General features: G+C 59.7%; 23 protein-coding genes. 17 read left to right on the forward strand and 6 right to left on the reverse strand.

Annotation, left to right across the window (positions count from 1 at the left end):
- The first annotated feature begins 19 nt into the window (after positions 1-19).
- On the forward strand, positions 20-2,881 hold the full coding sequence (polA, locus tag NTD81_RS15810) for a DNA polymerase I (RefSeq protein WP_262183610.1): 2,862 nt from the start codon (positions 20-22) through the stop codon (positions 2,879-2,881).
- A gap of 300 nt (positions 2,882-3,181) precedes the next feature.
- Here polA and yihA read toward each other — a convergent pair whose 3' ends face one another.
- Positions 3,182-3,835: a ribosome biogenesis GTP-binding protein YihA/YsxC gene (gene yihA / locus NTD81_RS15815; protein WP_262183611.1), complete on the reverse strand. Its 654-nt coding sequence runs from the start codon at positions 3,833-3,835 to the stop codon at positions 3,182-3,184.
- 242 nt (positions 3,836-4,077) lie between these two features.
- Between yihA and NTD81_RS15820 the strand changes: the two genes are divergently transcribed.
- The 7 genes from NTD81_RS15820 (at position 4,078) to NTD81_RS15850 (ending at position 10,175) form a co-directional block, all read left to right on the forward strand.
- Positions 4,078-4,368, forward strand: coding sequence for a c-type cytochrome (locus NTD81_RS15820; protein WP_262183612.1), 291 nt, complete (start codon positions 4,078-4,080; stop codon positions 4,366-4,368).
- A 46-nt stretch (positions 4,369-4,414) separates the two neighbouring features.
- The gene (locus NTD81_RS15825; protein ID WP_262183613.1) at positions 4,415-5,020 is read left to right on the forward strand and encodes a c-type cytochrome; all 606 of its coding nucleotides are present in this window, start codon (positions 4,415-4,417) and stop codon (positions 5,018-5,020) included.
- Positions 5,021-5,171: 151 nt separating this feature from the next.
- A complete protein-coding gene (locus NTD81_RS15830; RefSeq protein ID WP_262183614.1) occupies positions 5,172-5,801 on the forward strand; it encodes a thiol:disulfide interchange protein DsbA/DsbL in 630 nt (209 codons plus the stop codon).
- Between the two features lie 20 nt (positions 5,802-5,821).
- On the forward strand, positions 5,822-6,679 hold the full coding sequence (locus NTD81_RS15835; RefSeq protein ID WP_262183615.1) for an endonuclease/exonuclease/phosphatase family protein: 858 nt from the start codon (positions 5,822-5,824) through the stop codon (positions 6,677-6,679).
- Between the two features lie 16 nt (positions 6,680-6,695).
- On the forward strand, positions 6,696-8,675 hold the full coding sequence (locus NTD81_RS15840) for a GGDEF domain-containing protein (RefSeq protein WP_262183616.1): 1,980 nt from the start codon (positions 6,696-6,698) through the stop codon (positions 8,673-8,675).
- 130 nt (positions 8,676-8,805) lie between these two features.
- Positions 8,806-9,399, forward strand: coding sequence for a MarC family protein (locus NTD81_RS15845; protein WP_262183617.1), 594 nt, complete (start codon positions 8,806-8,808; stop codon positions 9,397-9,399).
- Positions 9,396-10,175, forward strand: a complete 780-nt coding sequence (locus tag NTD81_RS15850) for an N-acetylmuramoyl-L-alanine amidase (RefSeq protein ID WP_262183618.1) — start codon at positions 9,396-9,398, stop codon at positions 10,173-10,175. Before NTD81_RS15845 ends, NTD81_RS15850 begins: the two co-directional genes overlap by 4 nt.
- Before the next feature lies 1 nt (position 10,176).
- Here NTD81_RS15850 and NTD81_RS15855 read toward each other — a convergent pair whose 3' ends face one another.
- From NTD81_RS15855 to NTD81_RS15865, 3 genes are all read right to left on the reverse strand, one after another.
- Positions 10,177-10,581, reverse strand: coding sequence for a DUF1330 domain-containing protein (locus NTD81_RS15855; RefSeq protein ID WP_262183619.1), 405 nt, complete (start codon positions 10,579-10,581; stop codon positions 10,177-10,179).
- A gap of 81 nt (positions 10,582-10,662) precedes the next feature.
- Positions 10,663-12,438: an ATP-binding protein gene (locus NTD81_RS15860; RefSeq protein WP_262183620.1), complete on the reverse strand. Its 1,776-nt coding sequence runs from the start codon at positions 12,436-12,438 to the stop codon at positions 10,663-10,665.
- Between the two features lie 24 nt (positions 12,439-12,462).
- Positions 12,463-13,815: a sigma-54-dependent transcriptional regulator gene (locus tag NTD81_RS15865; protein ID WP_262183621.1), complete on the reverse strand. Its 1,353-nt coding sequence runs from the start codon at positions 13,813-13,815 to the stop codon at positions 12,463-12,465.
- 415 nt (positions 13,816-14,230) lie between these two features.
- Between NTD81_RS15865 and NTD81_RS15870 the strand changes: the two genes are divergently transcribed.
- The 3 genes from NTD81_RS15870 (at position 14,231) to NTD81_RS15880 (ending at position 16,214) form a co-directional block, all read left to right on the forward strand.
- Entirely contained in the window at positions 14,231-14,392 is a 162-nt protein-coding gene (locus NTD81_RS15870; protein WP_262183622.1) for a DUF1328 domain-containing protein, read from the forward strand.
- Positions 14,393-14,416: 24 nt separating this feature from the next.
- Positions 14,417-14,875: an inhibitor of vertebrate lysozyme family protein gene (locus NTD81_RS15875; protein WP_262183623.1), complete on the forward strand. Its 459-nt coding sequence runs from the start codon at positions 14,417-14,419 to the stop codon at positions 14,873-14,875.
- A 109-nt stretch (positions 14,876-14,984) separates the two neighbouring features.
- A complete protein-coding gene (locus tag NTD81_RS15880) occupies positions 14,985-16,214 on the forward strand; it encodes a nucleoside recognition domain-containing protein (protein ID WP_262183624.1) in 1,230 nt (409 codons plus the stop codon).
- Between the two features lie 43 nt (positions 16,215-16,257).
- On the opposite strand, the gene NTD81_RS15885 is transcribed toward NTD81_RS15880, so the two are convergent.
- Entirely contained in the window at positions 16,258-17,268 is a 1,011-nt protein-coding gene (locus NTD81_RS15885) for a DUF2914 domain-containing protein (protein WP_262183625.1), read from the reverse strand.
- A 221-nt stretch (positions 17,269-17,489) separates the two neighbouring features.
- Here NTD81_RS15885 and NTD81_RS15890 point away from each other — a divergent pair, with 221 nt between their 5' ends.
- Positions 17,490-18,458 carry an SDR family oxidoreductase gene (locus NTD81_RS15890; protein ID WP_262183626.1) on the forward strand — a complete coding sequence of 323 codons (969 nt, stop codon included), beginning with the start codon at positions 17,490-17,492 and terminating at the stop codon, positions 18,456-18,458.
- Here the strand turns inward: NTD81_RS15890 and NTD81_RS15895 are convergent.
- Positions 18,455-19,483: an AraC family transcriptional regulator gene (locus NTD81_RS15895; RefSeq protein ID WP_262183627.1), complete on the reverse strand. Its 1,029-nt coding sequence runs from the start codon at positions 19,481-19,483 to the stop codon at positions 18,455-18,457. The two genes, NTD81_RS15890 and NTD81_RS15895, sit on opposite strands and share 4 nt — an antisense overlap.
- Positions 19,484-19,904: 421 nt before the next feature.
- Between NTD81_RS15895 and NTD81_RS15900 the strand changes: the two genes are divergently transcribed.
- The 5 genes from NTD81_RS15900 to NTD81_RS15920 all read left to right on the forward strand — a co-directional run bounded on the left by NTD81_RS15900 (position 19,905) and on the right by NTD81_RS15920 (position 24,373).
- Positions 19,905-20,423: an Hcp family type VI secretion system effector gene (locus tag NTD81_RS15900; protein WP_262183628.1), complete on the forward strand. Its 519-nt coding sequence runs from the start codon at positions 19,905-19,907 to the stop codon at positions 20,421-20,423.
- 105 nt (positions 20,424-20,528) lie between these two features.
- Positions 20,529-22,589, forward strand: coding sequence for a type VI secretion system tip protein TssI/VgrG (gene tssI / locus NTD81_RS15905; protein WP_262183629.1), 2,061 nt, complete (start codon positions 20,529-20,531; stop codon positions 22,587-22,589).
- On the forward strand, positions 22,589-23,431 hold the full coding sequence (locus NTD81_RS15910; RefSeq protein ID WP_262183630.1) for a DUF4123 domain-containing protein: 843 nt from the start codon (positions 22,589-22,591) through the stop codon (positions 23,429-23,431). The genes tssI and NTD81_RS15910 overlap by 1 nt, the downstream gene beginning before the upstream one ends.
- Complete coding sequence (locus tag NTD81_RS15915; protein WP_262183631.1) at positions 23,428-23,853, forward strand: DUF3304 domain-containing protein; 426 nt, start codon at positions 23,428-23,430, stop codon at positions 23,851-23,853. The genes NTD81_RS15910 and NTD81_RS15915 overlap by 4 nt, the downstream gene beginning before the upstream one ends.
- A 28-nt stretch (positions 23,854-23,881) precedes the next feature.
- On the forward strand, positions 23,882-24,373 hold the full coding sequence (locus NTD81_RS15920) for a DUF3304 domain-containing protein (RefSeq protein ID WP_262183632.1): 492 nt from the start codon (positions 23,882-23,884) through the stop codon (positions 24,371-24,373).
- Positions 24,374-24,414 lie beyond the last annotated feature (41 nt).

Consider the following 24,414-nt stretch of genomic DNA (forward strand, 5'->3'; position numbering starts at 1 on the left):
GAAAAGGTTGATCTTGCTCATGAGTCAAGCACCGTTAGTCCTGGTGGACGGTTCTTCCTACCTATACCGCGCCTTCCATGCCCTGCCACCTCTGACCACCTCAAAGGGCTTGCCCACGGGTGCGGTGAAGGGCGTGCTGAACATGCTCACGAGCTTGCGCAAACAGTATCCCGACAGCCCCTTTGCGGTGGTGTTCGACGCCAAGGGCGGGACCTTCCGCGATGAGATGTTTGCCGAATACAAAGCCAACCGGCCGTCCATGCCCGATGACCTACGGGTGCAGATCGAGCCGCTGCACGCCAGCGTCAAGGCCCTGGGCTACCCGCTGCTGTGCGTTGAAGGCGTGGAGGCCGATGACGTTATCGGCACCCTGGCCCGGCAGTGCGCGGCACTGGGCCGTGACGTGGTGATCTCCACCGGCGACAAGGACATGGCGCAGTTGGTGTGCCCGCACGTTACGCTGGTCAACACCATGACAGGAAGCGTCTACGACATCGATGGCGTAAAAGCCAAATTCGGTGTCGGTCCTGAGCTGATCATCGATTATCTGGCGTTGATGGGCGACAAGGTCGACAACATTCCGGGCGTGCCGGGCGTGGGTGAAAAAACCGCGTTGGGCCTGCTGGTGGGTGTCGGCGGCGGCCTTGATGTGCTCTACGCCAACTTGGATAAAGTGCCGGAGTTACCGATTCGCGGGGCGAAAACCCTGCCGGCCAAACTCACCGAACACCGCGAGATGGCTTATTTGTCCTATGCCTTGGCGACGATCAAAATCGACGTGCCGCTGGATATTGAGATCGAGGCCCTGCATCCGACTGAGAAGGACGTGCCAGCCTTGCTGGACTTGTACGCCGAGTTGGAATTTAAAAGCTGGCGTGACCAGTTGCTGCGCAGTCAGCCAGTGGCCAAGGCAGCGGTGCCGGCCAAGTCGGTGCATGAAGATATGTTCGCCCTGGCGCCGAGCGCCGGGCCAGAACATAGTGCGCCCGGCAGCGCGCCGGCCGCCTCGGCGACGAGTCATGAGGCCAGCACGGCAAGCAGCGCTGATGCCACTTCGCCAGATGCGGGCAACTACCGCTGCATTCTCGAACAAGCCGAGTTCGATGCTTGGGTCAGCACCCTGCAAAACGCCGAACTGATTGCCTTTGATACCGAAACCACTGGCCTCGATGCGCAGCAGGCGCAGTTGGTCGGCCTGTCGTTTGCGGTCAAGGCTGGCGAGGCGGTGTATATCCCCGTTGCCCACTCTTATATGGGCGTGCCTGCGCAGTTGGACCGCGATGCGGTGCTCACGGCGCTCAAGCCGATTCTGGAAGACCCGAATAAGCCGAAGGTTGGCCAGCACGGCAAATACGACATGAACATCCTGGCCAATGCCAGTACGCCTGTCTATGTGCAGGGCATGGATTTCGACACCATGCTGGAAAGCTATGTGCTCGATTCCACCGCCACCCGCCACGATATGGACAGCCTGGCGCTGAAGTACCTGGACCACAGCACCATTCGCTTCGAAGACATCGCCGGCAAAGGCGCCAAGCAGCTGACCTTCGATCAGATCGAGCTGCAACAGGCCGCGCCCTATGCCGCCGAAGACGCCGATATCACCCTGCGCCTGCATCAACACCTGTGGGCCAAACTCAGCGCGGTGCCGAGCCTGGCCAAGGTGCTGCAAGAGATCGACATGCCGCTGGTGCCGGTGCTCGCGCGCATCGAGCGGCAGGGTGCGCTGGTTGATGCCAACTTGCTCGGCCTGCAAAGTCAGGAGTTGGGCGAGAAGCTGGTGGCGCTGGAGCGTGAAGCCTTCGCCATCGCCGGCGAGGAGTTCAACCTGGCTTCACCCAAGCAGTTGGGGGTGATTCTCTACGAAAAACTCGGCCTGCCGGTGCTGAGCAAGACGGCTAAAGGTCAGGCGTCCACCGCTGAGGCGGTGTTGGCCGAACTGGCCGAGCAGGATTATCCGTTGCCCAAGGTGCTGATGCAGTACCGCAGCCTGAGCAAGCTCAAGAGCACCTACACCGATCGCCTGCCGGAGCAGATCAACCCGCGCACCGGGCGCATCCACACCAGCTATCACCAAGCGGTGGCGGCCACTGGTCGGTTGTCCTCGACTGATCCGAACCTGCAGAACATCCCAATCCGCACCGCTGAAGGCCGGCGCATTCGCCAGGCGTTCGTCGCGCCTAAAGGCTACAAGCTGTTGGCGGCGGACTATTCGCAAATCGAGCTGCGCATCATGGCCCACCTGGCCAAGGACGAAAGCTTGCTGAAGGCCTTCCGCCAGGGTGAGGACGTGCACAAAGCCACGGCCGCCGAGGTGTTCGAGGTGCCTCTGGCGCAGGTCAGCAGCGACCAGCGGCGCAGCGCCAAGGCGATCAACTTCGGCCTGATTTACGGCATGAGCGCCTTTGGTCTGGCCAAGCAAATTGGCTGTGATCGTAAACAGGCGCAGGCCTATATCGATGTCTACTTCGCCCGCTATCCGGGGGTGCAGGCCTATATGGAGCGCACCCGCGAGCAAGCTTCGCAGCAGGGCTATGTCGAGACCCTGTTTGGCCGGCGCCTGTATCTGCCGGATATCCACGCGAAGAACCCGGCGCTGCGTAAAGGTGCCGAGCGCACCGCGATTAACGCACCCATGCAAGGCACCGCGGCCGACATCATCAAGCGCGCCATGGTGGCTGTGGATAACTGGCTGGCGAGCTCGGGCCTCGACGCCCGGGTGATCCTGCAAGTGCACGACGAACTGGTGCTAGAGGTGCGCGAGGACTTAGTCGCGCAAGTCAGCGAGCAGATCAAGCCGCTGATGGGCAACGCCGCCGAATTGGACGTGCCGTTGTTGGTTGAGGTGGGTGTAGGTGACAACTGGGATGAGGCCCACTGATCCACAGCAAAGCCCCGAGCTAGAGGCGTTAACGCTGGAAAGGTCAAGCGTTACATAGCTTTAGCAGGGGACGAGCGGGCGCTTATCGCCAATTGATTGCAAAGTTCTAATGAACTTTATCGTCCTACGCTCGGTCAGAGTTTACGAATGGCCCGCAAAGCCTTTCGATGCTCCTTTGTTGTGTTAAGTGTTGGCAGACATCTGAACCCCGCCCTAGCGGTTCAGATTCTTAAACCCCGGACTTCCCTCCCCATAAGAGGTCCGGGGTTTTTTTTGCCTGCAGCAAAACCGCCCGCGCGGTTATTCCTCGTCGACTGGTTCGCCAGCCTCAGCGAACTCACCCAGACGCAACCACTGCGCCAGCACGCCTTGGGCTTCTTCGATGCCCATGCGCTTAGGTGCGGAGAACAGCTGGATGGAAACGTGATCGCCCCAGCGCTTGCGGATGTCTTGCTGCACTTTGAGCAGGGCGTTCTTGGCCGCGCCGAAGGCCAGTTTGTCGGCCTTGGTCAGCAGGATGTGCATGGGCATCTGGCTGGCAATGGACCAGTCGAGCATCAGCTCATCGAACTCAGTCAGGGGATGGCGAATGTCCATCATCAGGATCAACCCGCGCAGGCTTTCACGGCTGCCGAGGTAGGCCTCAAGGTGCTTCTGCCAGTGCAGTTTAAGCGGAATTGGCACCTTGGCGTAGCCATAGCCGGGCAAGTCGACCAGGCGCCGCTCGTCATCCAACTTAAAGAAGTTGAGCAGTTGCGTGCGCCCTGGCGTCTTCGAGGTGCGCGCCAAGCTGGCATGGGTCAGGGTGTTCAGGGCGCTGGATTTACCGGCGTTGGAGCGGCCGGCAAAGGCGACCTCATGGCCGAAGTCATCCGGGCATTGCTCGACTTTGGCCGCGCTAATAAGAAAGCTGGCCTGTTGGCACAGGCCGATGATCGGGTTCTTGGGTTGCATTGGGGTATCCGTGGGCGGGCGTAGGGTGGATTACAGGCGATTGCCCTTGCGACATAAGCGCGCAGCTTGCCAGTAGGTCTATAGCTCAGCGAGCAGCGTCGTTTCCGTTTCAATGACGCCAGTATATAATGACGCAGATTTTGTGTGCGCTTTCTCCTTAAGCAGTTGAGGAAGTGGGCGCGCAAAGTGACAGACCATCTGCCGTAGAAGCAGTACGTTCACCTCAGTTTTGAGGCGATCTGATGATAAAAACGCTGAGTGCAGCCACTTTACTGGTGTTTTCGTTGTCCACCGAGGCTGCGCAGGACCCGGAAGCTGTGTTCGCACGTGCGTGCGGTGCATGCCATAAAGGGCAGATGCCAAACGCCCCGGCGCGTGGCGACAAGGCTGCATGGGCGGCGCGTTTGGCCAAAGGTAGTGCTGGCCTTGTGCTGAGCGTGACCAATGGTCTTAATGCGATGCCGCCGCGTGGGTTGTGCACGGACTGCTCGGCCGAGGATTACCACGCTGTCATCAAGTTGATGAGTGAGTAAACCCGGCTTATAAACTATTTCTCTTAGCCGTAAATTGGATTAGCTGATGAACAAAGTAATCGTGAGTCTGCTGTTGACCCTGGGCATCACCGGCCTGGCACATGCCGCAGGCAATGCTGAAGCCGGCCAGGGTAAGGTTGCAGTATGTGGCGCCTGCCATAACCCAGATGGCAATAGCGCAGCACCGAACTTTCCTAAACTAGCTGGTCAAGGTGAGCGTTACTTGCTCAAGCAGCTCAAGGACATCAAGGACGGTAACCGTACCGTGCTGGAAATGACCGGCCTGCTCGACAACCTCACTGAGCAAGACCTGCAAGACATCGCCGCTTACTTCTCCAAGCAGAAAATGAGCGTCGGCGCAGCTGATCCGAAACTGGTAGCGCGTGGCGCTGAGCTGTTCCGTGGCGGCAAACTGCCAGAAGGCATGCCGGCTTGCATCGGTTGCCACTCGCCTAACGGCGCTGGTCTGGCCGCTGCTGGCTTCCCGAAACTGGGTGGCCAACACGCACAGTACATCGGCAAACAGCTGACTGACTTCCGTGAAGGCAACCGCACCAACGATGGCGACAGCATGATCATGCGCTCCATCGCGGCTAAGCTGAGCAACAAAGACATCGAAGCCGTTTCCAGCTACATCCAGGGTCTGCATTGATCCTCGCTGAGCGTTAAGCTTTGACATGAAAAAGGGTGGCTTTGGCCGCCCTTTTTCGTGCGGGGCATCGCTACAATGAGGGAACCTCACTGTGCCTGCTGAGTCGAACCACGACTCGCTATCTAGCGCCGATATCGCCAAGGAGTCTTGCATGCGTAACCTGATCCTCAGTGCCGCCATGGTCACTGCCAGCCTGTTTGCTTTGACCGCTCAAGCCGAGCCAATCGAGGCAGGTAAGCAATATGTTGAGCTGAGTAACCCCGTGCCGGTATCCCAGCCAGGCAAGATCGAAGTGGTTGAGCTGTTCTGGTACGGCTGCGGGCATTGCTACAAGTTTGAAGAGAGCATCAATCCTTGGATCGCCAAGCTGCCGGAGGATGTGAACTTCAAACACATCCCGGCGATGTTTGGTGGCATGTGGAACATCCACGGTCAGATGTTTATCACCCTGGAAGCCATGGGCGTCGAGGGCAAGGTACGCAAAGCGATTTTTGACGCCATTCACATTCAGGGCAAAAAACTCGCATCCCCTGAGGAAATGGCTGACTTCCTCGCCGGTGAAGGTGTGGATAAAGCGGCCTTCCTTAGCACTTACAACTCCTTCGCGGTGAAGGGCCAAGTTGAGAAGGCGAAGAAACTGGCCCAGGCCTATCAGATCACCGGCGTACCTACCCTGGTGGTTAACGGCAAGTACCGCTTCGATATCGGCAGCTCCGGTGGTCCGCAGGAAGCCCTGCAAGTGGCTGACCACTTGATCGCTAAAGAGCGTGCCGCGCAGTAAACCGCAGGCAGCGCGGCTAAATGCTTAGGCGCCGCCCCGCGAAGCAGATTGATCTGGACCAGAGCCAGATCAATCCTGCTGCCCAGCATCTGCAGCGACCTGATGACGGCACCTTACGCCTTCTCAGTTTCAATATTCAGGTTGGCATCAGCACCCAGCGCTATCGCCATTACCTGACCCGCAGTTGGCAGCATGTGTTGCCCCACGCCGGCCGTGCGCCGAACCTGCAACGCATTGGTGAGCTGCTGCGCGACTTTGACCTGGTCGCCCTGCAGGAGGTCGATGGCGGCAGCTTGCGTTCGGGCTACGTCAATCAGGTCGAGCACCTCGCCCATCTCGGCGACTTTCCCTACTGGTATCAGCAGCTCAACCGCAATCTGGGGCGCCTGGCCCAGCACAGCAATGGTCTGCTCAGTCGTTTGCGCCCGACTTTGCTGGAGGACCATCCGCTGCCGGGGCCAAGGGGCCGTGGCGCCATGCTCTTGCAGTTGGGGGAGGGCAGTGAGGCGATTGCCGTGGTGTCGATGCATCTGGCGTTGGGCGCGCGGGCGCGCAATCGGCAGTTGGCCTATATCCGTGAGGTGTTGCAGGGTTATCGGCATCACATCCTGATGGGCGATATGAACACCCATGCCACCGATTTATTGCAGCACTCACCGCTGCGCGACTTAGGTTTGTGGGCGCCGCAAGTGGCTGCCACCTTTCCCAGCTGGCAGCCGCAACGATGCCTGGATCACATTTTGCTCAGCGCAGATTTAGCCCTGGAACGCTGCGAGGTGGTGCAGGCGGCGATTTCTGACCACTTGCCAGTTGCTGTACAAATTCGTCTGCCTACTTCACTCAAGACTCCTGGTACGCCTATGCTAATCGGATCTTGAATCTTGGATATTGACGATGTCCCTCGACGTCCAGCGCTGGAAAAGCAAATACCTCGCAAGTCTTGAGCAGCAAGAACACCTGGAGCGCTTATGGCAGGCCCGTCTGGACCTGTTGCGCCGTGGCTTGGTGCGCAGTTCGCTGGCCGCCGAGGGCAGCGACAAGATGGTCGATCAATGCATGGAAGAGCTGCGCGACATCTTGCGCCGCGACGACATTGACGCCGGCTTGGCCGCGCTGATTCCGCGTTTGGAAAAAGCCGTGCTGGATTCGGAGAAGCGCCGCCAAGGGCGGATCGAGCAAAACATCTCCGGTGTCAGCAGTTTGGCCAATCAACTGCTCGCTCTGGAGCCGCCACACGAAGTGCGTAAGGCCCTCAAGCAGTTTGCCAAGCGCATCGATGAGCGGGCCAAGCAGTCGCGGGAAATGCCAGCCTTGCTCAGTGAGCTGAGTCATTTACAGCAGCAGACCTTAGCCAGCCTCAGCACCGAGGTGAGTCTGCGCCCGGGGCTGTTGCAGCGCCTGTTTGGCAGCAAACAGACGATCTTAAGCACAGCGGCTGAGCCGGCGCCGACAGACACGGCAGCGATTGCGCCCAACTCTTTTGCCGCTGGGCGAGAAGTCCGCCTTGACCCCGTGGCCGCCGCGCCGCTTACTGCGCCAGCACCGCCAGCACCGCCAGCACCGCCAGCACCGCCAGCACCGCCTGTTGAGGCCACACCAGCTGCGGCCTTGGACACGCCACCCCCGGCGCTAGCCGAGGCCTCGGTCAACGCCGCTGCGTCTGAACTGAGCGCAGCAGTGCCGAGCAGTTCTGAGGCTGCTGGCGACACGGCTGAGGCGGTGGAGGAAAACCTCAGTAGCGAGGCGGAGCCTGTCGCCCAGGTGCAGGGTATTGAGAAACTGGTGGTGATTGATCCGAGCTATGCGCTGCCGGAGTTGCCTGAGCCGGGCTATAGCACGGTGGCACCGCATATCGGTCAGAGCCTGTTGAGCCTGCTGGATGACCTGAATCTGCCCGAGCACCATGCCGAGCAAGGCGAAGTGCTGCGCCAACGGGTGCAGGGCGGGCTCAACTGGTACGAGTTGGTCGCGGTGCTGGATGAGTTATCGGTGTTGGTTCTGGCGGTAAGCGACAGTGGCCGTAATGAGTTCGCCCATTATTTGCAGCAACTTAACCACCGCCTCGAGCCTTTCCTCAGCACCCTGAGCCAGGCCCATGAGGGCTATAGCGAGGTGCTGCACAGTACCCGCAGCTTTAACCAAGAGCTGCGTAATCAGGTCAGTGATTTACAAGCCAGCGTCCAGGATGCGGTGGATCTGCCGAGCCTTAAGCAATCGCTGGAAACGCGTTTGGATGGTCTGCTCGGCAGCCTGATCGAGCATCAGCAACAACACGACGGCCGCGACGAACAACTGGTTGTGCGCCTGCAAGGGTTGACCGAAAAGGTCGCGCAAATGGAGCGCGAGGCGCAGACCGTGCGTGAGCACTTGGAGGAGCAGCGCCAGCGCTCGCTGATTGATCCGCTGACCGGCCTTGCCAACCGCGCCGGTTGGAACGAGCGCATCGAGCTGGAGATCGCGCGCTGCAAACGCTATGGCGACCCGCTGTTACTGGCGGTGCTGGACATCGACCACTTCAAGCGGATCAACGACAGCTACGGCCACCTGGCCGGTGACAAGGTACTGAAGATCATCGCCACTGAGTTGCAAAAACAGGTGCGCGCCACTGACTTTATCGCCCGTTTTGGCGGTGAGGAGTTTGTTCTGCTGATTCCCTCCACGCCCCTGGCCGGTGGTGAGCAGTTGCTGCAGAACTTATTGCAGGCGATTGCGCAGTGCCCGTTTCACTTCCGTGGTGAGCGCATCGTCATCACCTTGTCCGCCGGGCTCGGTAGCTACAGTCTCAGCGAGAGTGCGCAGAAATTTTTTGAGCGTGCCGATCAGGCGCTGTACCGCGCCAAGCGCGCTGGGCGTAATCGCATCGAGCTGGCCTGAGGCGCGCTCGCGCCCTTTGTTCCAGCACTGCGCTCATAGCCAGCGCGCCTAGGTAGGGGCTTATTTGCCCAGCGGTGCACCCGGCGGGGGGCAGAAGCACTAAACTCTGCGCCCCTGATTAGGAGTGGGTATGGAAATCTTTAGTCTGGCGGTGCTGATCTTTCTGGTCACCGATCCATTCGGCAACATCGCCATCTTTATCACTGCACTGAAAAACGTACCGCCTGAGCGCCGTTTACGGGTGGCCGCCCGTGAGTTGGTGTTTGCCTTAATTCTGCTGCTGCTGTTCCTCAGCTTTGGCGACACAGTGCTCAGCGCGTTGGGCTTGTCACGCGAGGCCACGGCGATTGCCGGCGGCATCATTTTGTTCGTGATCGCCATGCGTTTGATCTTCCCCAGCCCGCAAGGGGTATTGGGCGATGTGCCGGATGGCGAGCCGATGTTGGTGCCGTTGGCCACGCCAGCGGTGGCCGGACCTTCGGCGCTGGCGGTGCTGATGACCCTGCGCAATACTCACGAGGGCCAGCTCTGGGAGCTGTACCTGGCAGTGATTTTGGCCTGGGCAGTGACCGCCTTTATCTTGTTGCAGGCATCGTTCCTGCAACGTTTTCTCGGACCTCGTGGTTTAACCGCAGTGGAGCGACTGATGGGCATGTTGTTGATCATGCTCAGCGTCGACATGCTGCTGGATAACCTGCAAAGCGTGTTGCATATCACCCCATGAAAGCCGTCTTTTTAACTTCTCTGCTGCTCTTGCTGGCCGGCTGTAGCAATGCCCTGCGCATTGATGACAGCTATGTCGCCAAAGGGCAGAACAGCCGCGTGCAGTACATCGTGCTGCACTACACCTCCGCAGACTTCGCGCGCTCCTTGCAGTTGTTGACGCAAACCGATGTGAGCAGCCATTACCTGATCGGCGACTCGCCGGCGACTATCTATCGTTTGGTCGATGAGAACCGCCGCGCCTGGCATGCCGGCGTCAGCCAGTGGCAGGGCCGCACCTGGCTCAATGGCAATAGCATTGGCATTGAGCTGGTTAACCAAGGCTTCTACGACACGCCCAGGGGCCGCTTCTGGCAGCCCTTCGCTCCGGCGCAGATCGATGCGTTGATTCCGCTACTCAAGGACATCATGCAGCGCCATCATCTGCCGCCGGGCAGCATCATCGCTCACAGCGATATCGCCCCGCAGCGCAAGTCCGACCCCGGCCCGCTGTTCCCCTGGAAACGGCTGGCCGATGCCGGCCTGATGCCGTGGCCGGATGCCGGCAAGGTGGCGCGCCAGCAGCAGTTATTTGCTACCAGCCTGCCCAGCGTGGCGTGGTTCCAAGAACAGCTGGCGCGCCAAGGCTATGAAGTGCCGCGCAGTGGCGAGTTGGACAAGGCCACGCGTAACGTTGTCGCCGCCTTCCAGATGAAGTACCGGCCCGCTCGCTACGACGGCCAGCCGGATGCTCAAACGGCCGCGCTGCTAGCCGTGCTGGGGCAGATGCCGCGCTGAGTTAGTGCGGCAAGCTGGCAATCAGGCGAGAGTCTGCCAGCGCTGCGCTGCGATGCACGGTGGCCGCCTGGTACTGCGGGTCAGCCAGCATGCTGAGAAACGCCGCTTTATTGGGGTAGCGCACCAGCAGCACTTCGTCCCACTGCTCATCAGCGGGAGCAATCAAGGCGAGCTGCACGGCAGCCATGAGTTGCACCTCACCGCCGACGCCCTGCACCTTGGCCAAGGCGGTTTGGCTGTAGCGCCGGTAAGCTTCGCGGCCGCTACAGGCGCTGTGCTCGGAGCCTTGCGGGTACTGCGCCTGGTCTTGATAACGCAGCAGGTTGAGCATCAGCAGCGGCGCCTCGGCGGGCAGTTGCTGAGTGAATGCAGCCAGCTGTTCTGGGCGGGGATTGATGCTTGGCATGGGCGACTCCGCAGTGAGAAAAATCCAGAGTGGATAATCCACCACCAGGCGACAATCAGCATTCGTCGTGGTGATAAGCCACTACAGCGGCAGGCTGATATAAAACTGCGCCCCCTGGCCGACCTGAGAGTGCACCCCGATCTGGCCACCATGCAGCTGCACAATCTCCTTGCATAAAGCCAGGCCCAACCCGGCGCCGCCTTTCTTGCGGCTGGCCTGAATAAAGGGCTCGAAGATCCGCTCTTGCTGCTGATAAGGAATGCCCTCGCCGCTATCCAGCACGCTGATCAGCACGCGGTCGCCGAGGGTGCGCGCGTGCAAGCGCACTTCGCCGCCACGATTGCTGTGGCGTAAGGCATTGGCCAGCAGGTTATCCAGCACCCGTTCGATTTGCAGGTGGTCGAGCAGCAGCTCAGGCAGCGGTTCCTGCAGGTTGCAACTGAGCTTCAAGCCCAGCTCGGCGGCCTGATTGGCAAAGCGTTGCTGCGCTTGCTGGAGCAACGGGGCGAGGGCGCAGGGCAAGCGCTCCAAGCTTTGCAGGCCGTTGTGGTAGCGCGACAGATTGAGCAGGTCATCGATCAGGCGCAGCAGGCGCTGCATCTCTTCATCAACGGTATTGAGCAAGTCGGCCTCGCGCGATTGCGCCGCTACGTGCAGGCGTTCCTGAAGCAGGGCAAAGGCCATGCGCATGCCCGTCACCGGGGTACGCAGCTCGTGGGAGGCGCGCAAGACAAACTCGCTGCGCACCCGCTCAAAGGCGCGCTGCTCGGTAACGTCACGCAGCACCATCACCGCACACAGCACCTGCGCTTGCTTGTCGCTGACGCCAGAGAGACTGTACGCCAGCAGGCGTTTTTCACCGTCGATCTGCACCGTCAGATCATCTGGGCTGCGGTCCAGCGGCTGCGCCTGTAGCACCTGCTGCAGTTGCGCGACGACCTTGGGATGGGGCAGGGCCTGGCTGATGCTTTGCCCGAGTTGTGCCTCGCTCCAGCCTAGTTGGCGCTGAGCGAGGGGGTTGAAGTGTTCGATGCAGCCGTCGCGGTCGACGATCAGCAATCCGTCGTTGATGCTGTCGAGCACCGCCTGCAAGCGTTGTTGTTGCGTTTGCAGGGCCTGCACATCGCTGTTTTTCACATCACGCAGGGCGCTGGCCATCAGGCCGAAGCGCTGGCTTAGGGCGGTCAGCTCGGTGACGGTGCTGCGCGGCAGGATAACGTCAAAGTCGCCTTGGCCAATTTGATCGGCGGCTTTGGCCAGCGTCTCAATCGGCTGGGCAAAGCGCCGGGCCAAACTGTGCGCGGTGCTAAAGCCAATCACCAACACGGCCAAACCACTGAGGCAGAGCAGGCTGGCGACCATCCAGGCGCGTTCGCGGCCGCGCGCCTCTTCACGCTCCACGGCATTGATGCAACGCATTTGAATGGCGTTGATACGGCTGGTCAGCGCTTCGAGGGAAAAGCCAAAGGCATCGTTGTTGAGCAGTTCGCGGCGCAGCGTGTAGGGCTTACTCAAGAGCCCGGAAAAGGCTTGGTAAGTGGCCTCCACATCGCCGATGGCCTGGTGCTCGGCGCCAGTGCGGGCCAGTTGTTGCAGGCTATGCAGGGCTTGATCGAATTGCCCGCTGGCGCGTTGGAGCGCCGGGCGATTGAGGTCCTCAGCCAGCAATAACATCACTTGCTGGCTGAGGGATTGGCTCATGACCATGGCCGCATCGAGGATCTGCAAATTGCGCGCGATGCTTTGGTTTTGCGCCTTGGTCAGTTGCACCACGCCGATGATGCCCAGCAGCAGGCCGGCCAAGGCCACGGTGAGCAGGGCGCTGCTGCCGAGAAACAAACGGCTGCGCAGCTTCATTGACGGGCCCCGCTCACCCGCGCCTCACAGGCTGAGCTGTTTGCGTTTGCGATACAGCGTCGAGGTGTTGATGCCGAGGGTTTTCGCCGCCTGATCGAGGCTGCTGCTGTTGGCCATGACCGCACTGATGTGGGCTTTCTCCAGCGCCTCTAGGCTCAGCTGCTGACCGACTTGCGGCGCCGCCCCGACTGGGTTGGCGCGCAGGCCCAGGTGGCTCAGCTCGATCTGCTCATCGCTGCAAATGATGCTGGCGCGCTCGATGACGTTACGCAGCTCGCGAATGTTGCCCGGCCATGGGTAGTTGAGCAGGGCGCTTTTGGCCTCGTCGCTGAACTGCCGCGCCGGGCGCTCGTACTCCAGCACAAAGCGGGCGAGAAAGCGTTCGGCCAGATCGAGGATGTCTTCACGGCGTTCGCGCAGCGGCGGCAAGGTCAGGGTGATGACGTTGAGGCGATAGAGCAAATCCTCGCGGAAGCGGCCCTGGCGGACCATGTCATCCAGATCAAGGTTGGTCGCGGCGAGGATGCGCACGTCGGCCTGACGGGTTACGGCATCGCCGACCCGCTCGTAGTGTTTGTCCTGGATAAAACGCAACAACTTGGGTTGCAGAGCGAGGGGAAAATCGCCGATTTCATCGAGGAACAAGCTGCCGCCATCGGCCTGATTAACCCGGCCCAGCGTGCTCTCGCTGGCGCCGGTAAAGGCGCCGCGGTTATGCCCGAACAGCTCGCTTTCCATCAGCTCGGGGCTGAGCGACGGGCAATTGATGGTGACGCAGGATTTCGCGGCGCGTTTGCTCCAGCGGTGGATCGCTTGGGCCAGTTCACCTTTACCGGTGCCGGACTCGCCAAGGATCAGAATATTGGCGTCGGTGCCGGCCACTTGCCGGGCGGTTTCCAGCACGCTCATCAGGTGTGGGCTTTGCGAATCCAGACCATCGCTGGCTTGGCGCGCGGTGTGATCCAGGCGCTCAAGGCGGTCGATAACTTGCAGGGCTTGCAGTTGCTTGGCCGCCACTTGCCGCAGTTGTTCTGGGCTGCATGGTTTGAGCAGATAGTCGGCGGCACCGGCCTGGATGGCATCCACGGCGGTATCGATGGCCGACAGCGCGGTGATGATCACCACGCGCATCCACGGGGCTTGCACGCGCATCTTGGCCAGCAGTTCAAGGCCGTCGTCATCGCCTAAGCGCAGGTCTAAAAAGCACAGACCATAGACTTGCCGCTGCAACAGGGCTTCGGCCTGGTTCGGGCCGTTGGCGCAGCTGACTTGATAGCCCTGATCCTCCAGGCAATAGCGAAACGTGCGCAAAATTGCCGGCTCGTCATCCACCAGCAGGATGCGCCCAAGAGTCGGCTCCTCGGCTTTTTTCGGCATACCTGTCTCCTTGTTTGAATGCACAAGGTTAGTCCGTGTGGGGTCATGCAAGTTGCACGGCTTGTCAGCGCTGATCATGCAAGCTGCACGTTGGTTGGGCTTTTTGATTATGGGTAAGCTATTGATAATTAAAGTAAATATTTAGATTAATAAGCTGGCACGGCCATTGCGAACAATCCTACAAAGTCGCGACGAGTGGCGAGCTCAGGAACTTTCTAGGCCTGCTAGGCGGTCTAGAATTAAGGGCTAGGGCTCGGCTTGAGCCGCAACTTGCGGTGCGGTTACAGCAGTGGCGCAAGGAGCGCCCTGGGTAGCTTGCGCTGACCCTTGCCGGTGCCGGTTGCTTTGGCATTACGGCAGTCCCTACGCGCTGCGGCGCATCACGCTAAGTACGTTAAGTACAAGGAGATCCACCATGCTGAGTTGGGCTATTACCTTTCTGATCATTGCCATCATCGCTGCGGTACTGGGCTTTGGCGGCATCGCCGGGGCCGCCACCGGGATCGCCAAGATCCTCTTCATCATCTTTCTGGTGCTGTTTGTGGTGTCGTTCATCATGGGCCGTCGCCCCCGTTAGCCCTAATCTAGGTAAGGAGTTGCAATGACTTATCTCAAGACGCTGCTCGCCGCATTGTTGCTGAGCGGTAGTGCAGCGGCCTTGGCTGCCAATACGGATGGCCAATTACGTGTCCCGGAGCTGATGAGTAACGCCGAGTACAAAGACGCTTGGCGCGACGTGCTCAAGGACGAGGCGCGTCTGCCTGACTGGGTGATCAATCTGGACGGCACCTCGACGCCGACCCAGGCCATCGACGACAAGGGCGATAAGTACCTGGTCGGGCAGATCTGCGAGCAGCACAACTGCTTTAATCAGCGCCTCTACGTCGCCTTTACCTGGGACAAGAGCCACGCCTATGCGCTGTGGGTACAGCTGCCGGATGGTTTACCCACTGACCGCGCGCCGAGCCAACACGCCACGTTGCGTTGGTTAGGCGAGCCGGATGAGCGGGTCCAGCAGATCCTTGAGGAGCAACTGAAGAGCGATCCGAACTGGTATTAACCAGCGCCGCGGGCGGTCGAGTCGCTTAATCGTCGATTAAACGGCCAGTGCGCGACCTGCAGCGCTCGGCCGCGCTATCATCCGCCGATTGATTGGGCGGAGAGGCAGCATGCTTAACGGCTTGTGGTTTGGATTTTTCTTGGTGGCGGCTATTGCTGGCCTGTCACGCTGGTTGCTGGGTGATGATCCAGCGGTGTTTGCCGCCATGGTGGAAAGTCTATTCACCATGGCCAAGCTGTCGGTTGAGGTGATGGTGCTGCTGTTCGGCACCCTGACCCTGTGGATGGGCATGTTGCGCATCGCCGACAAGGCCGGTCTGGTTAACTTGCTGGCGCGCGTGCTCGGCCCGTTGTTTGCCCGCCTGATGCCGGAGGTGCCGCGCGGCCATCCGGCGCTGGGTTTGATCACCATGAACTTTGCCGCCAATGGTCTGGGTTTGGACAACGCCGCCACGCCGATTGGTTTGAAGGCCATGCGCGCTCTGCAAGAACTCAACCCGCTGCCGCACACCGCGACTAACGCGCAGATCTTATTTCTGGTGCTTAACGCCTCCTCGCTGACCCTGTTGCCGGTGACCATCTTTATGTACCGGGCGCAGCAGGGCGCACCTGATCCGACCATGGTGTTTTTGCCGATCTTGCTGGCCACCAGCGCCTCGACCTTGGTTGGCCTGTTGTCGGTGGCGGTCATGCAGCGTTTGCGCGTGTGGGACCCCGTGGTGCTGGCCTATTTACTGCCTGGCGCGTTGCTGTTGGGCGGCTTTATGGCCTTGCTGGGCAGCCTGTCGGCCACGGCTTTGACGGCGCTGTCGTCGCTGCTGGGCAACCTGACCCTGTTCGGCATCATCATGCTGTTTTTGCTGCTCGGCTATTTGCGCAAGGTGAAGGTCTACGAAGAGTTCGTCGAGGGCGCCAAAGAGGGCTTCGACGTGGCCAAGAGTCTGCTGCCGTATCTGGTCGCCATGCTCTGCGCCGTCGGCGTATTGCGCGCCTCCGGAGCCTTGGAGTTTGGTCTGGATGGCATCCGTTGGCTGATCGAATTCCTCGGCTGGGACACGCGCTTTGTCGATGCCTTGCCTACGGCTTTGGTGAAGCCGTTCTCCGGTAGCGCCGCACGCGCCATGCTGATCGAGACTATGCAGAATCAGGGGGTCGACAGCTTCCCGGCGCTGGTGGCGGCGACCATTCAGGGCAGCACGGAAACCACCTTCTATGTGCTGGCGGTGTACTTCGGCGCCGTCGGCATCCAGCGCGTGCGGCATGCCGTGGGCTGTGCACTGCTGGCCGAACTCGCCGGCGTGGTGGCGGCCATTAGCGTGTGCTACTGGTTCTTCGCCTGAGTAAGGTCTGGGGTTAGCCGCCGCCGGCTGACCCCAGACGGCGTTACTCCACTTGGAAGCGCAGGACGCCGATCATTTGCCCGGCTTCTGTCACCACTTGCACTTGCCAGTCGCCCACGGCGTTTTGGGGGAATTTTTGCTTGTGCGTCCAGGCCCGATAGCCTTCCTTGCGCCCGCCGTGAATGTCCAAAGCGATGCGATCTATCTCGCGGCCTTCATAGCGCCAGACGTGGTAAATCCGCTCATTCAAGCCCCGTGGTGCACTGATCGCGGTGTAGGCATACAGGCCTTGGCTTTGCAGCTCCGCCAGGGTCAGGTGCTCCAGGGTGGAGCCGGGCATGCGCAAGCGGTTATCGAACTGTTGGCTGATCGCCACTTCATTCAGCCACAAGGTCGCTGGCGGCACCCAGGCACGCAGCCACCAACCGCTGGCGCCCAGGGCCAGTGGCAGGGTCAGCAGCAACAACCAGCGCCACCAGCGCCGCACCTTAACCACCGCAAACATCGATGGCAGCGACAGCAGCATGGCCACCACGAGTGCCAGTTCGTAACTCTGTTTGGTGGTCAGCTTGAAGATAACCGGCAAGGCGGTCAGCAGCACCGCGAATAGGGTCAGGCTGTGATACGTCAGGTAGAGCCAGCGCTTGGGTGCGAGCCAGCGGTAGTACAGCGGATCGGTGATGGAAATCAGCGCGGCAATGGCCAGCAAGCCGCTAAACAGCAGCTGGCTGCTGTTCCAGGTGGTGGTGATAAAGAAAAACGGCAGGACGAAGAACAGGCTCTCCTGGTGAATCATCTGGGTGGCGTAGCGCACCACCGGCGGCGGCAAGACAAAACCAAAACGCTTGGCGATACGATCGCGCAGGGTGTTTTCCAGGGTCAGCCATAACCAACTGATCAACAGCACCAAGGCCAGCACTTTGGCCAACTCGGCCTTGCGCTCCACCAATAAAAAACTGGCCACGCCTGAGGCGAAACCGAATGCCGCCACCATCCCTGGGTGACGTTGCATGAGGGCAATTAACTTGAGGACGAATAGCTTCAACCGCGGCATAACAGGAGGGCTCTGACTCGGATCATTAAGCACCACGCACGGCATGCGTGGTCAACGCAGACGGCGCCAGTTGGGCGCTGACACCGTGGTTGCGCAGCATAACGCGTATGGCCTGGGCATGGCGCCATTTGTCATGCCGATTGGCCCACCTCGTCACTGCATCTGGCCCCTGTGCTGCTTAGCCTTTGCTGTCTAAATGCGCCACCTTCGAGGAGCTAAGCATGCGTGTGTTAATCACCGGCGCGGCGGGGTATATCGGCCGCCAGCTGCTACACAAGCTGGCGCTGCAACAGCCGCATTGGCAGTTGTTTGCCGCCGATATCCAAATGCTTGCGCCGCAAAGCCTGCCGGCCAATGTGCAGGCCATGCAGCTGGACATCAGTAATCCCGCCGCCGTGCGCCAGTGCGTGGCGCAGAGTCAGGCGCAGGCCATTGTGCATTTGGCTTCGGTGGTCACGCCACCGCCCGGAATGAGCGCGGCGCAGCTGCACGCGATTGATGTCGGCGGCACTCAAACCGTGATCGAGGCGGCGCTGGCCCATGGCGTGCAACAGCTGATCGTCACCAGCTCTGGCGCTGCCTATGGCTACCATCCGCAGAATGCACTGTGGCTGGATGAGCAGCAGCCGCTGCGCGGTCATCCCCACTTTGCTTATGCCAAGCATAAGTGTGAGGTCGAGCAACTGCTGGCGCATGCCCGCAAACAACATCCGCAACTCAAGCAGTTGATCCTGCGTCCGGGCACCATCTTGGGCGCGCAGGTGAACAACCAGATCAGCGCGCTGTTTAAGGACCGTGCGGTGCTGGGTGTGCGCGGCAGTGACAGCCGCTTCGTGTTTATCTGGGATGAGGATGTGCTCGACATCATCATTCAGGGCCTGCGTGAGCACAGCAGCGGGATCTATAACCTGGCCGGCGATGGCGCGCTGTCGCTGCGTCAAGTCGCCAAGCTGCTGGCTAAGCCCTATGTGGCGCTGCCTGCGTGGTTGATCCGCAGTGTCTTGGCCGTGCTCAAGCCCCTCGGCCTGAGCCCCTACGGCCCGGAGCAGGTGGACTTTTTGCGCTACCGCCCGGTGCTGAGCAATCAGCGTCTCAAGCAAGACTTCGCCTACACGCCGCGCTACAACTCCAAGCAGGCGTTCTTGGCCTTTCTCGATGCGCAGGGCATTGCCCATCAGGCCGAGGCTTAGCCCGCCTGGCGCTGTTGCGCGCGGTATTCGCCGGGGGTCAGCCCGGTCCATTGGCGAAAGGCGCGGAAGAACACACTGGGCTCGGAATAACCCAGCAGCAGAGCGATCTCCGCCGCCGGCAGATCGCTTTGGCTGAGGTGCTGTTGAGCCAACTGCTGGCGCGTGTCGTTAAGCAGTTGCTGATAGTTGCAGCCTTCATCGGCCAGGCGTCGCTGCAGAGTGCGCTCGCTGAGTTTGAGGCGGCGCGCCAGCTCGGCACGGTCTGGTTCGCCACGGGCCAGTTGTTCGCCTAATAAACTCACCACCCGTGCGCTCAAACTCTCACTGGGCAGCCGCGCTAACAACGCCTCGGCATGCTGGCGCAAGATGCTTTGCAGCGGCAGGTTAGCTTGCAGCAGGGGCGTACTGGCTACGGCTTTGGGCAGGACGATGCCGTAATCCGTGGCATCAAATTGCAATTCACAGGCAAAACAGGCTTGGTATGCAGCAAGGTCGGCCGGCTGTGGATAAGCGAATTGCACGCGGCGCACACGCACGTTATTGAGCAGTGGATAAATCATTTGCACCCACGCGGCGAGCAGGGCTAAAACCCGTGTACGGGTGGCTGGCAATTGTGGGTTGAGGGGCCGGTACAGCAGCTGCAATTCATCGCCTTGCTCATGCAGTTGCAACTCGCCACCTTCGCCAATCAAGCGTTGATAACGCAAGCCGGCGGCCAGGGCATCGGCTAAAGTTGGGCTGCTTTGCAGCAGGTAACCGAGCACACTAAATAGCCCCGGAGTGAGGTGTTGGCCAATGGCCAAGCCGGGTTCTGGATGGTCAATCAGGCTGATTTGCTGCCACAAACGTTCTTGCGTGGCGAAGGGTAAACGGCCGTCTGGGTCGCTCAGTTGCTCGGTTTCAAGGCCGCAGGCCGTGAGTAATGACTGGCGCTCGATGCCTAAACGGCTGGCCGCGTGCAGCACCGCAAGAGTGATGCTGACGCTGACCGAAGTGTGGGCTGAATCGTGGTTGCTAATAGACATGGGCTGATTCTGCCCAAAGCCGGGCCAAGGCGGTAGCGTTAAAGATGTTCCTTGAGACGATTGTGCGAATTAGCCTGGGCCTGAAGCTAATTTTGCCGGGTGCTGAGCAGGCGTTTACGCGCATTGGTTGGCTAAGCCACTGCGCAAAATATTGCACAGCAACCTGTGGATAACTCTGTGCATAGTTGAGTATGAGCAGCACGGCTAAGAGGCTGAAAAGCACTGTGCAACTTATTGCGCAGCGCTGAGCAACAACTTGCGCAAGATTGTGGGCAAATCCCGCCTTGCATCAGTCGAGAGCCCTTCACTATCTTTGTAAGTCCATGATAAATAGCGATTTAAAGCAGGCTGGCACGGAACTGGCTCTATCCCTGGCAACGGATCAATCCCGGTTCGTCATGTTTAGGCAAGGAGAGCTCTCATGCCAACACCCGCGTATCTGTCCCTCGAAGGCACCAAACAAGGTTTGATCACTGCCGGTACTTTCACCGAAGATTCCGTCGGCAACATCTTCCAGGAAGGTCACGAAGACCAAATCCTGGTTCAAGCTTTCAACCACCAAGTTATCATCCCACGTGATCCACAATCCGGTCAGCCGACTGGCCAGCGCGTACACAAGCCGCTGATGATCACCAAGGTTTTCGACAAATCCTCGCCGCTGATCTTCAACTCCCTGACCTCGGGCGAGCGTCTGAACAAGTGCCGTCTGGAGTGGTACCGCACTTCCTCCACTGGTACTCAAGAGCACTACTTCACCATCGAGCTGGAAGACGCCGTAATCGTTGACGTGCAGTCGCGCATGCCGAACTGCCAAGACCCAGGCCTGTCGCACTTCACTCACCTGGAAGACGTGTACTTCACCTACCGTAAAATCGTTTGGACCCACGAAGTATCCGGTACTTCGGGCTCCGACGACTGGCGCACGCCGATCGCCAGCTAAGTTTCGACTTAGTTCGCATGCGCAGCGGCCAGGCATTGTCCTGGTCGTTGCGTTTCAAAGCGCAGGATTGCGCTCGCAGTAGCGCTCGCCATACGAGGACACGGAATGTTCGCAGCCGCCAACGAAAGCCATTTCAATCTCAGCATTGATGGCGTCAGCCACGACCTGCAAGTGCTTGCCTTTACCGGGCGCGAGGCGATCAGTCAGGTCTATGAGTTTGTGCTGGAACTGGTCAGCGAGCGGCCGGATCTCGACCTGCAAAGCCTGCTGCACAAAACTGCCTTTCTGGCCTTTAACCAAAACAACCTCGGCATCCATGGCCTGATCGACAGCGCCCGTCGCGGTGAGTCGGGCAAGCGTTTAACCCGCTACCAAGTGATCCTGCGTCCGCAGCTAGCCTATCTGGCGCACCGACGTAATCAGCGGATTTTCCAGCACTTAAGCGTGGCCCAGATTATCGGCCAAGTGCTGCAAGACCACGGCATCCAAAGCAATGCCTACCAATTTCAACTCGGCTCGGTGTACCCCGAGCGTGAGTACTGTGTGCAGTACGACGAAAGCGACCTGCACTTTATCCAGCGCCTGTGCGAGGAAGAAGGTATTCATTACCACTTTCAGCACAGCCGCGACGCCCACGTGCTGGTGTTCGGCGATGACCAAACCGTATTTCGCCGCTTGAACCCAGAGTGTTATCAGCAAGACAGCGGCCTGGTCGCCGACCGCCCGGTGATCAAGCGTTTCGGCGTGCGTGTAGCCACCCGCAGCAGCCGCGTGACGCGGCGTGATTACGACTTTGAAAAGCCCAAGCTGCAACTCGAAGCCGCCGCCAGCAGCGACGCGCTGCCGGATCTGGAGGACTACGACTACCCTGGCCGTTTTGTCGATCGCGAGCGCGGCAAACACCTAAGCCAGCGCAGCCTCGAACGCCATCGCCACGACGTCGAAGTGGCACAAGGCGAAAGCGATGTGCCGCAGCTGGTCAGCGGCCATTTTCTCGCCTTGCTGGAGCACCCGCGCAGCAGTTGGAACGACCTCTGGTTGCTGACTGAAATCCACCACGAAGGCAAGCAACCGCAGGTGCTGGAAGAGGCCCTGAGCAGCGACGTGCAGGCCCGTGATGGCTTCCAGCAGGGCTACCGCAACTTCTTCCGTGCAACGCCTTGGCAGGTGCCATATCGCCCTGTGCTCGCCCATCCCAAAGCACGCATTCTGGGTAGCCAAAGTGCAGTGGTGACGGGCCCAGCCGGCGAGGAAATTCACTGCGACCAGTACGGTCGGGTCAAGGTGCAATTTCATTGGGATCGTCACGGCCAAGCCGACGACAAAACCAGCTGCTGGCTGCGTGTGGCCTCGGCCTGGGCGGGGGACCGCTACGGCGCCATCAGCATCCCGCGCATCGGCATGGAAGTGCTGGTGACCTTCCTCGAAGGCGACCCCGACCAGCCGCTGATCACCGGCTGCCTGTTCCACGCCGCCAACCAAGTGCCGTACGAGCTGCCGGCGAACAAAACCCGCAGCGTGTTCAAAACCCTCAGCTCACCCGGCGGCGGTGGCTACAACGAACTGCGCATCGAAGACAAAAAAGGCGCCGAGCAAATCTTTATCCACGCCCAGCGCGACTGGGACGAAAACATCGAGCACGACCAAAAAATCCGCATCGGAAACGAGCGCCACGACAAGGTCGAAGCCAACAGCTACAGCGAACTCAAAAGCGAGGAGCATCGCACCACCCACGCCGATCGAAAAAGTGAAATCAAAGCCAACGACCACCTTACGGTGGGCAATAACCAACACTTAAAGATCGGCACTGGCCAGTTCATCAACGCCGGCCAAGAAATCCACTTAAGCAGCGGCCAGAAAATCGTCTTCGACGCCGGCAGCGAACTGACCTTCAAAGCCTCAGGCAGCTTTATCAAACTCGACGCCAGCGGCATCACGATGGTCGGCCCGACGATCAAGTTCAACTCAGGCGGCGCGCCTGGGGTGGGGTCGGGGGCTGCGCCTATTTTGCCGGGGCTGGCCAAGCCGGCGGATGCGGATAAGGCGGGGGAACTGTTGATGCAGGCCCCCCCACAAGCCAAGTTGGCACCGCCTAAAGGTATTTGCGTGGAGTGTTTGCTTAAAGCCATGCGTGAAGGCGCCGCAACCTTGGCAGGGACACCGTAATGAATGAGCAAAGCCTCGAACAAGCCGATTGGAGCAATGCCGTAGAAGAGGGCCATACCCTGGCCATGGTAATCGAGCTTGGTATGTTGCCTGAAGCGTCGCGCCTGCAGCTCTTTACCGAGCAGTCGGTGTCGCCACTCTTGCAGCAGCCTGAAGTGGCCGATTTGCGTCATACCGGCCCAGCACTTGTGGACTTAAGTGGGCAGTCCTATCGCAACTACTTGGCTCTGCGCGAACGGCTTGACCCGGTGGCTCAACATGGCTGGTTAAGCAGTCGGATTAACATTATTGAGTTGCAACAGCACTTGGGTGACGCCTTGGCCTGCCGTGATCTGGACGGTGAGCCGTTGCTGATTCGCAGTTATGCTCATAACGTCTTGCCGGTTTTGCATGCGCGTACGGATCTTGCTTGGCACTCCTGGCTGTTTGGCCCCGTGGTTGCTTGGTGGGTGCCGACGGCGCAAGGCTGGCAACGCTTGCAAGGTTTGGCATTGAACAAAGAGGTGGACTATCAGCCGATTGAGCTTGATCAGTCGCTTGCAAAGGAACTGAGTGTTGATCCCCATGCCCAAGCATTGCTGGCCGAGCTAGAGAGCCAAGCGCCTGACGCCTTGGTTAATGGCTGTTATAGCGAGCGCCTTACCCAAGTGAGCGAGGCATTAGCCCAAGCACGACAAGCCGGCTTAACGCGTCAGCAAGACCAGTATTTTTATGCGCTCTACAGCTTGTTGGGTGGCCAGCCGATCAACCAAAACCCCAACTGGCTGGCCATGCTGCAGCAGGTTGAGGGCGAAGGCCAAGCACTGGTCGACGTGCAACTAGCGTTGGATGAGCAGGCATGAGTTGGCAAGCATTATCGCAGCATAAGGAGCTGCGGTGGGGGCTACTGGTTGTGTTGGTTCTGAGTTACTTGGCTTGGACCTTTGCCCGGATGCCAGGTGCTTATCTGTACGTGCATAGCCATACAGAGCGGCCCGTCTTTAGCTATGCCGTTAATGAGGCATGGGGCGGTAACGCCTCTGCATTTGGCGGAGGAAAGGTAACTTGCTGCTCGCGGATTGAGGGCGATGTGCTGACGGTGCAGTGGATCAAAGGCCGTACCGGTGAGCAAGTTCGCCAAGGTGTGCAGAAAGAGACGGTTACACGGCAAGTGCCCAACCCCACACGCACGCGCGACGATCGCTATCTGCATGTGCATTTCTTTCCGGGTGATCAGGTGCGCTTGTTTTGGAGTCCCAATCTGGATAGCTCTTACGAGGGCTGAAGGAAGCGACGAATATGGAGTTTAAAGAATGAATTTCGTGAGTACGCTGAACAAGCGTTGGCGGACGTTACCGGGCTTTGCTAAGTCGCTGCTTAGCTTGCTACTGCTGGTTTTTTTAGCAATGAGTTATCTGCTCTGGGCCTACAACCAGATGCCTGGGGCCATTTTGTATGTGCACAACCATACGGATCGTCCCATCTCTAGTTACGCAGTCAACGAGGCCTGGGGGGGTAATGCCTTCGCTTACGGGGGGGGAGGTGCCACTTGCTGTACGCGTATCGAAGGCGATGTATTGACGGTGCAGTGGATTAAAGGCCGTACCGGAGAGCAACTTCGGCAAGGTGTTGAGATCGAGAATATTACGCGGCAAGTACCCAATCCGCCGCGCACCCGCGATGACCGTTATCTACATGTGCACTTCTTTCCGGGAGATCAAGTGCGCTTGTTTTGGAGTCCTACGCCGGCTAGCCCTTATAAGGGGCTTAAAGAAGCCCCAGCTATTGAGGTTAAGGTCCCATGAGCAACCCCATTATTGAGAAAGCAGCAGCCCTGGCCGCTCGC

It is taken from the genome of Pseudomonas sp. 5P_3.1_Bac2, assembly GCF_025465995.1.
Taxonomy (GTDB): Bacteria; Pseudomonadota; Gammaproteobacteria; order Pseudomonadales; family Pseudomonadaceae; genus Aquipseudomonas.

What these genes read in the sequence shown, in the direction of transcription:
- polA (WP_262183610.1), top strand. Translation starts at nt 20, where the DNA reads ATGAGTCAAGCACCGTTAGTCCTGGTGGACGGTTCTTCCTACCTATAC.
- yihA (WP_262183611.1), bottom strand. Translation starts at nt 3,835, where the DNA reads ATGCAACCCAAGAACCCGATCATCGGCCTGTGCCAACAGGCCAGCTTT.
- NTD81_RS15820 (WP_262183612.1), top strand. Translation starts at nt 4,078, where the DNA reads ATGATAAAAACGCTGAGTGCAGCCACTTTACTGGTGTTTTCGTTGTCC.
- NTD81_RS15825 (WP_262183613.1), top strand. Translation starts at nt 4,415, where the DNA reads ATGAACAAAGTAATCGTGAGTCTGCTGTTGACCCTGGGCATCACCGGC.
- NTD81_RS15830 (WP_262183614.1), top strand. Translation starts at nt 5,172, where the DNA reads ATGCGTAACCTGATCCTCAGTGCCGCCATGGTCACTGCCAGCCTGTTT.
- NTD81_RS15835 (WP_262183615.1), top strand. Translation starts at nt 5,822, where the DNA reads ATGCTTAGGCGCCGCCCCGCGAAGCAGATTGATCTGGACCAGAGCCAG.
- NTD81_RS15840 (WP_262183616.1), top strand. Translation starts at nt 6,696, where the DNA reads ATGTCCCTCGACGTCCAGCGCTGGAAAAGCAAATACCTCGCAAGTCTT.
- NTD81_RS15845 (WP_262183617.1), top strand. Translation starts at nt 8,806, where the DNA reads ATGGAAATCTTTAGTCTGGCGGTGCTGATCTTTCTGGTCACCGATCCA.
- NTD81_RS15850 (WP_262183618.1), top strand. Translation starts at nt 9,396, where the DNA reads ATGAAAGCCGTCTTTTTAACTTCTCTGCTGCTCTTGCTGGCCGGCTGT.
- NTD81_RS15855 (WP_262183619.1), bottom strand. Translation starts at nt 10,581, where the DNA reads ATGCCAAGCATCAATCCCCGCCCAGAACAGCTGGCTGCATTCACTCAG.
- NTD81_RS15860 (WP_262183620.1), bottom strand. Translation starts at nt 12,438, where the DNA reads ATGAAGCTGCGCAGCCGTTTGTTTCTCGGCAGCAGCGCCCTGCTCACC.
- NTD81_RS15865 (WP_262183621.1), bottom strand. Translation starts at nt 13,815, where the DNA reads ATGCCGAAAAAAGCCGAGGAGCCGACTCTTGGGCGCATCCTGCTGGTG.
- NTD81_RS15870 (WP_262183622.1), top strand. Translation starts at nt 14,231, where the DNA reads ATGCTGAGTTGGGCTATTACCTTTCTGATCATTGCCATCATCGCTGCG.
- NTD81_RS15875 (WP_262183623.1), top strand. Translation starts at nt 14,417, where the DNA reads ATGACTTATCTCAAGACGCTGCTCGCCGCATTGTTGCTGAGCGGTAGT.
- NTD81_RS15880 (WP_262183624.1), top strand. Translation starts at nt 14,985, where the DNA reads ATGCTTAACGGCTTGTGGTTTGGATTTTTCTTGGTGGCGGCTATTGCT.
- NTD81_RS15885 (WP_262183625.1), bottom strand. Translation starts at nt 17,268, where the DNA reads ATGCCGCGGTTGAAGCTATTCGTCCTCAAGTTAATTGCCCTCATGCAA.
- NTD81_RS15890 (WP_262183626.1), top strand. Translation starts at nt 17,490, where the DNA reads ATGCGTGTGTTAATCACCGGCGCGGCGGGGTATATCGGCCGCCAGCTG.
- NTD81_RS15895 (WP_262183627.1), bottom strand. Translation starts at nt 19,483, where the DNA reads ATGTCTATTAGCAACCACGATTCAGCCCACACTTCGGTCAGCGTCAGC.
- NTD81_RS15900 (WP_262183628.1), top strand. Translation starts at nt 19,905, where the DNA reads ATGCCAACACCCGCGTATCTGTCCCTCGAAGGCACCAAACAAGGTTTG.
- tssI (WP_262183629.1), top strand. Translation starts at nt 20,529, where the DNA reads ATGTTCGCAGCCGCCAACGAAAGCCATTTCAATCTCAGCATTGATGGC.
- NTD81_RS15910 (WP_262183630.1), top strand. Translation starts at nt 22,589, where the DNA reads ATGAATGAGCAAAGCCTCGAACAAGCCGATTGGAGCAATGCCGTAGAA.
- NTD81_RS15915 (WP_262183631.1), top strand. Translation starts at nt 23,428, where the DNA reads ATGAGTTGGCAAGCATTATCGCAGCATAAGGAGCTGCGGTGGGGGCTA.
- NTD81_RS15920 (WP_262183632.1), top strand. Translation starts at nt 23,882, where the DNA reads ATGAATTTCGTGAGTACGCTGAACAAGCGTTGGCGGACGTTACCGGGC.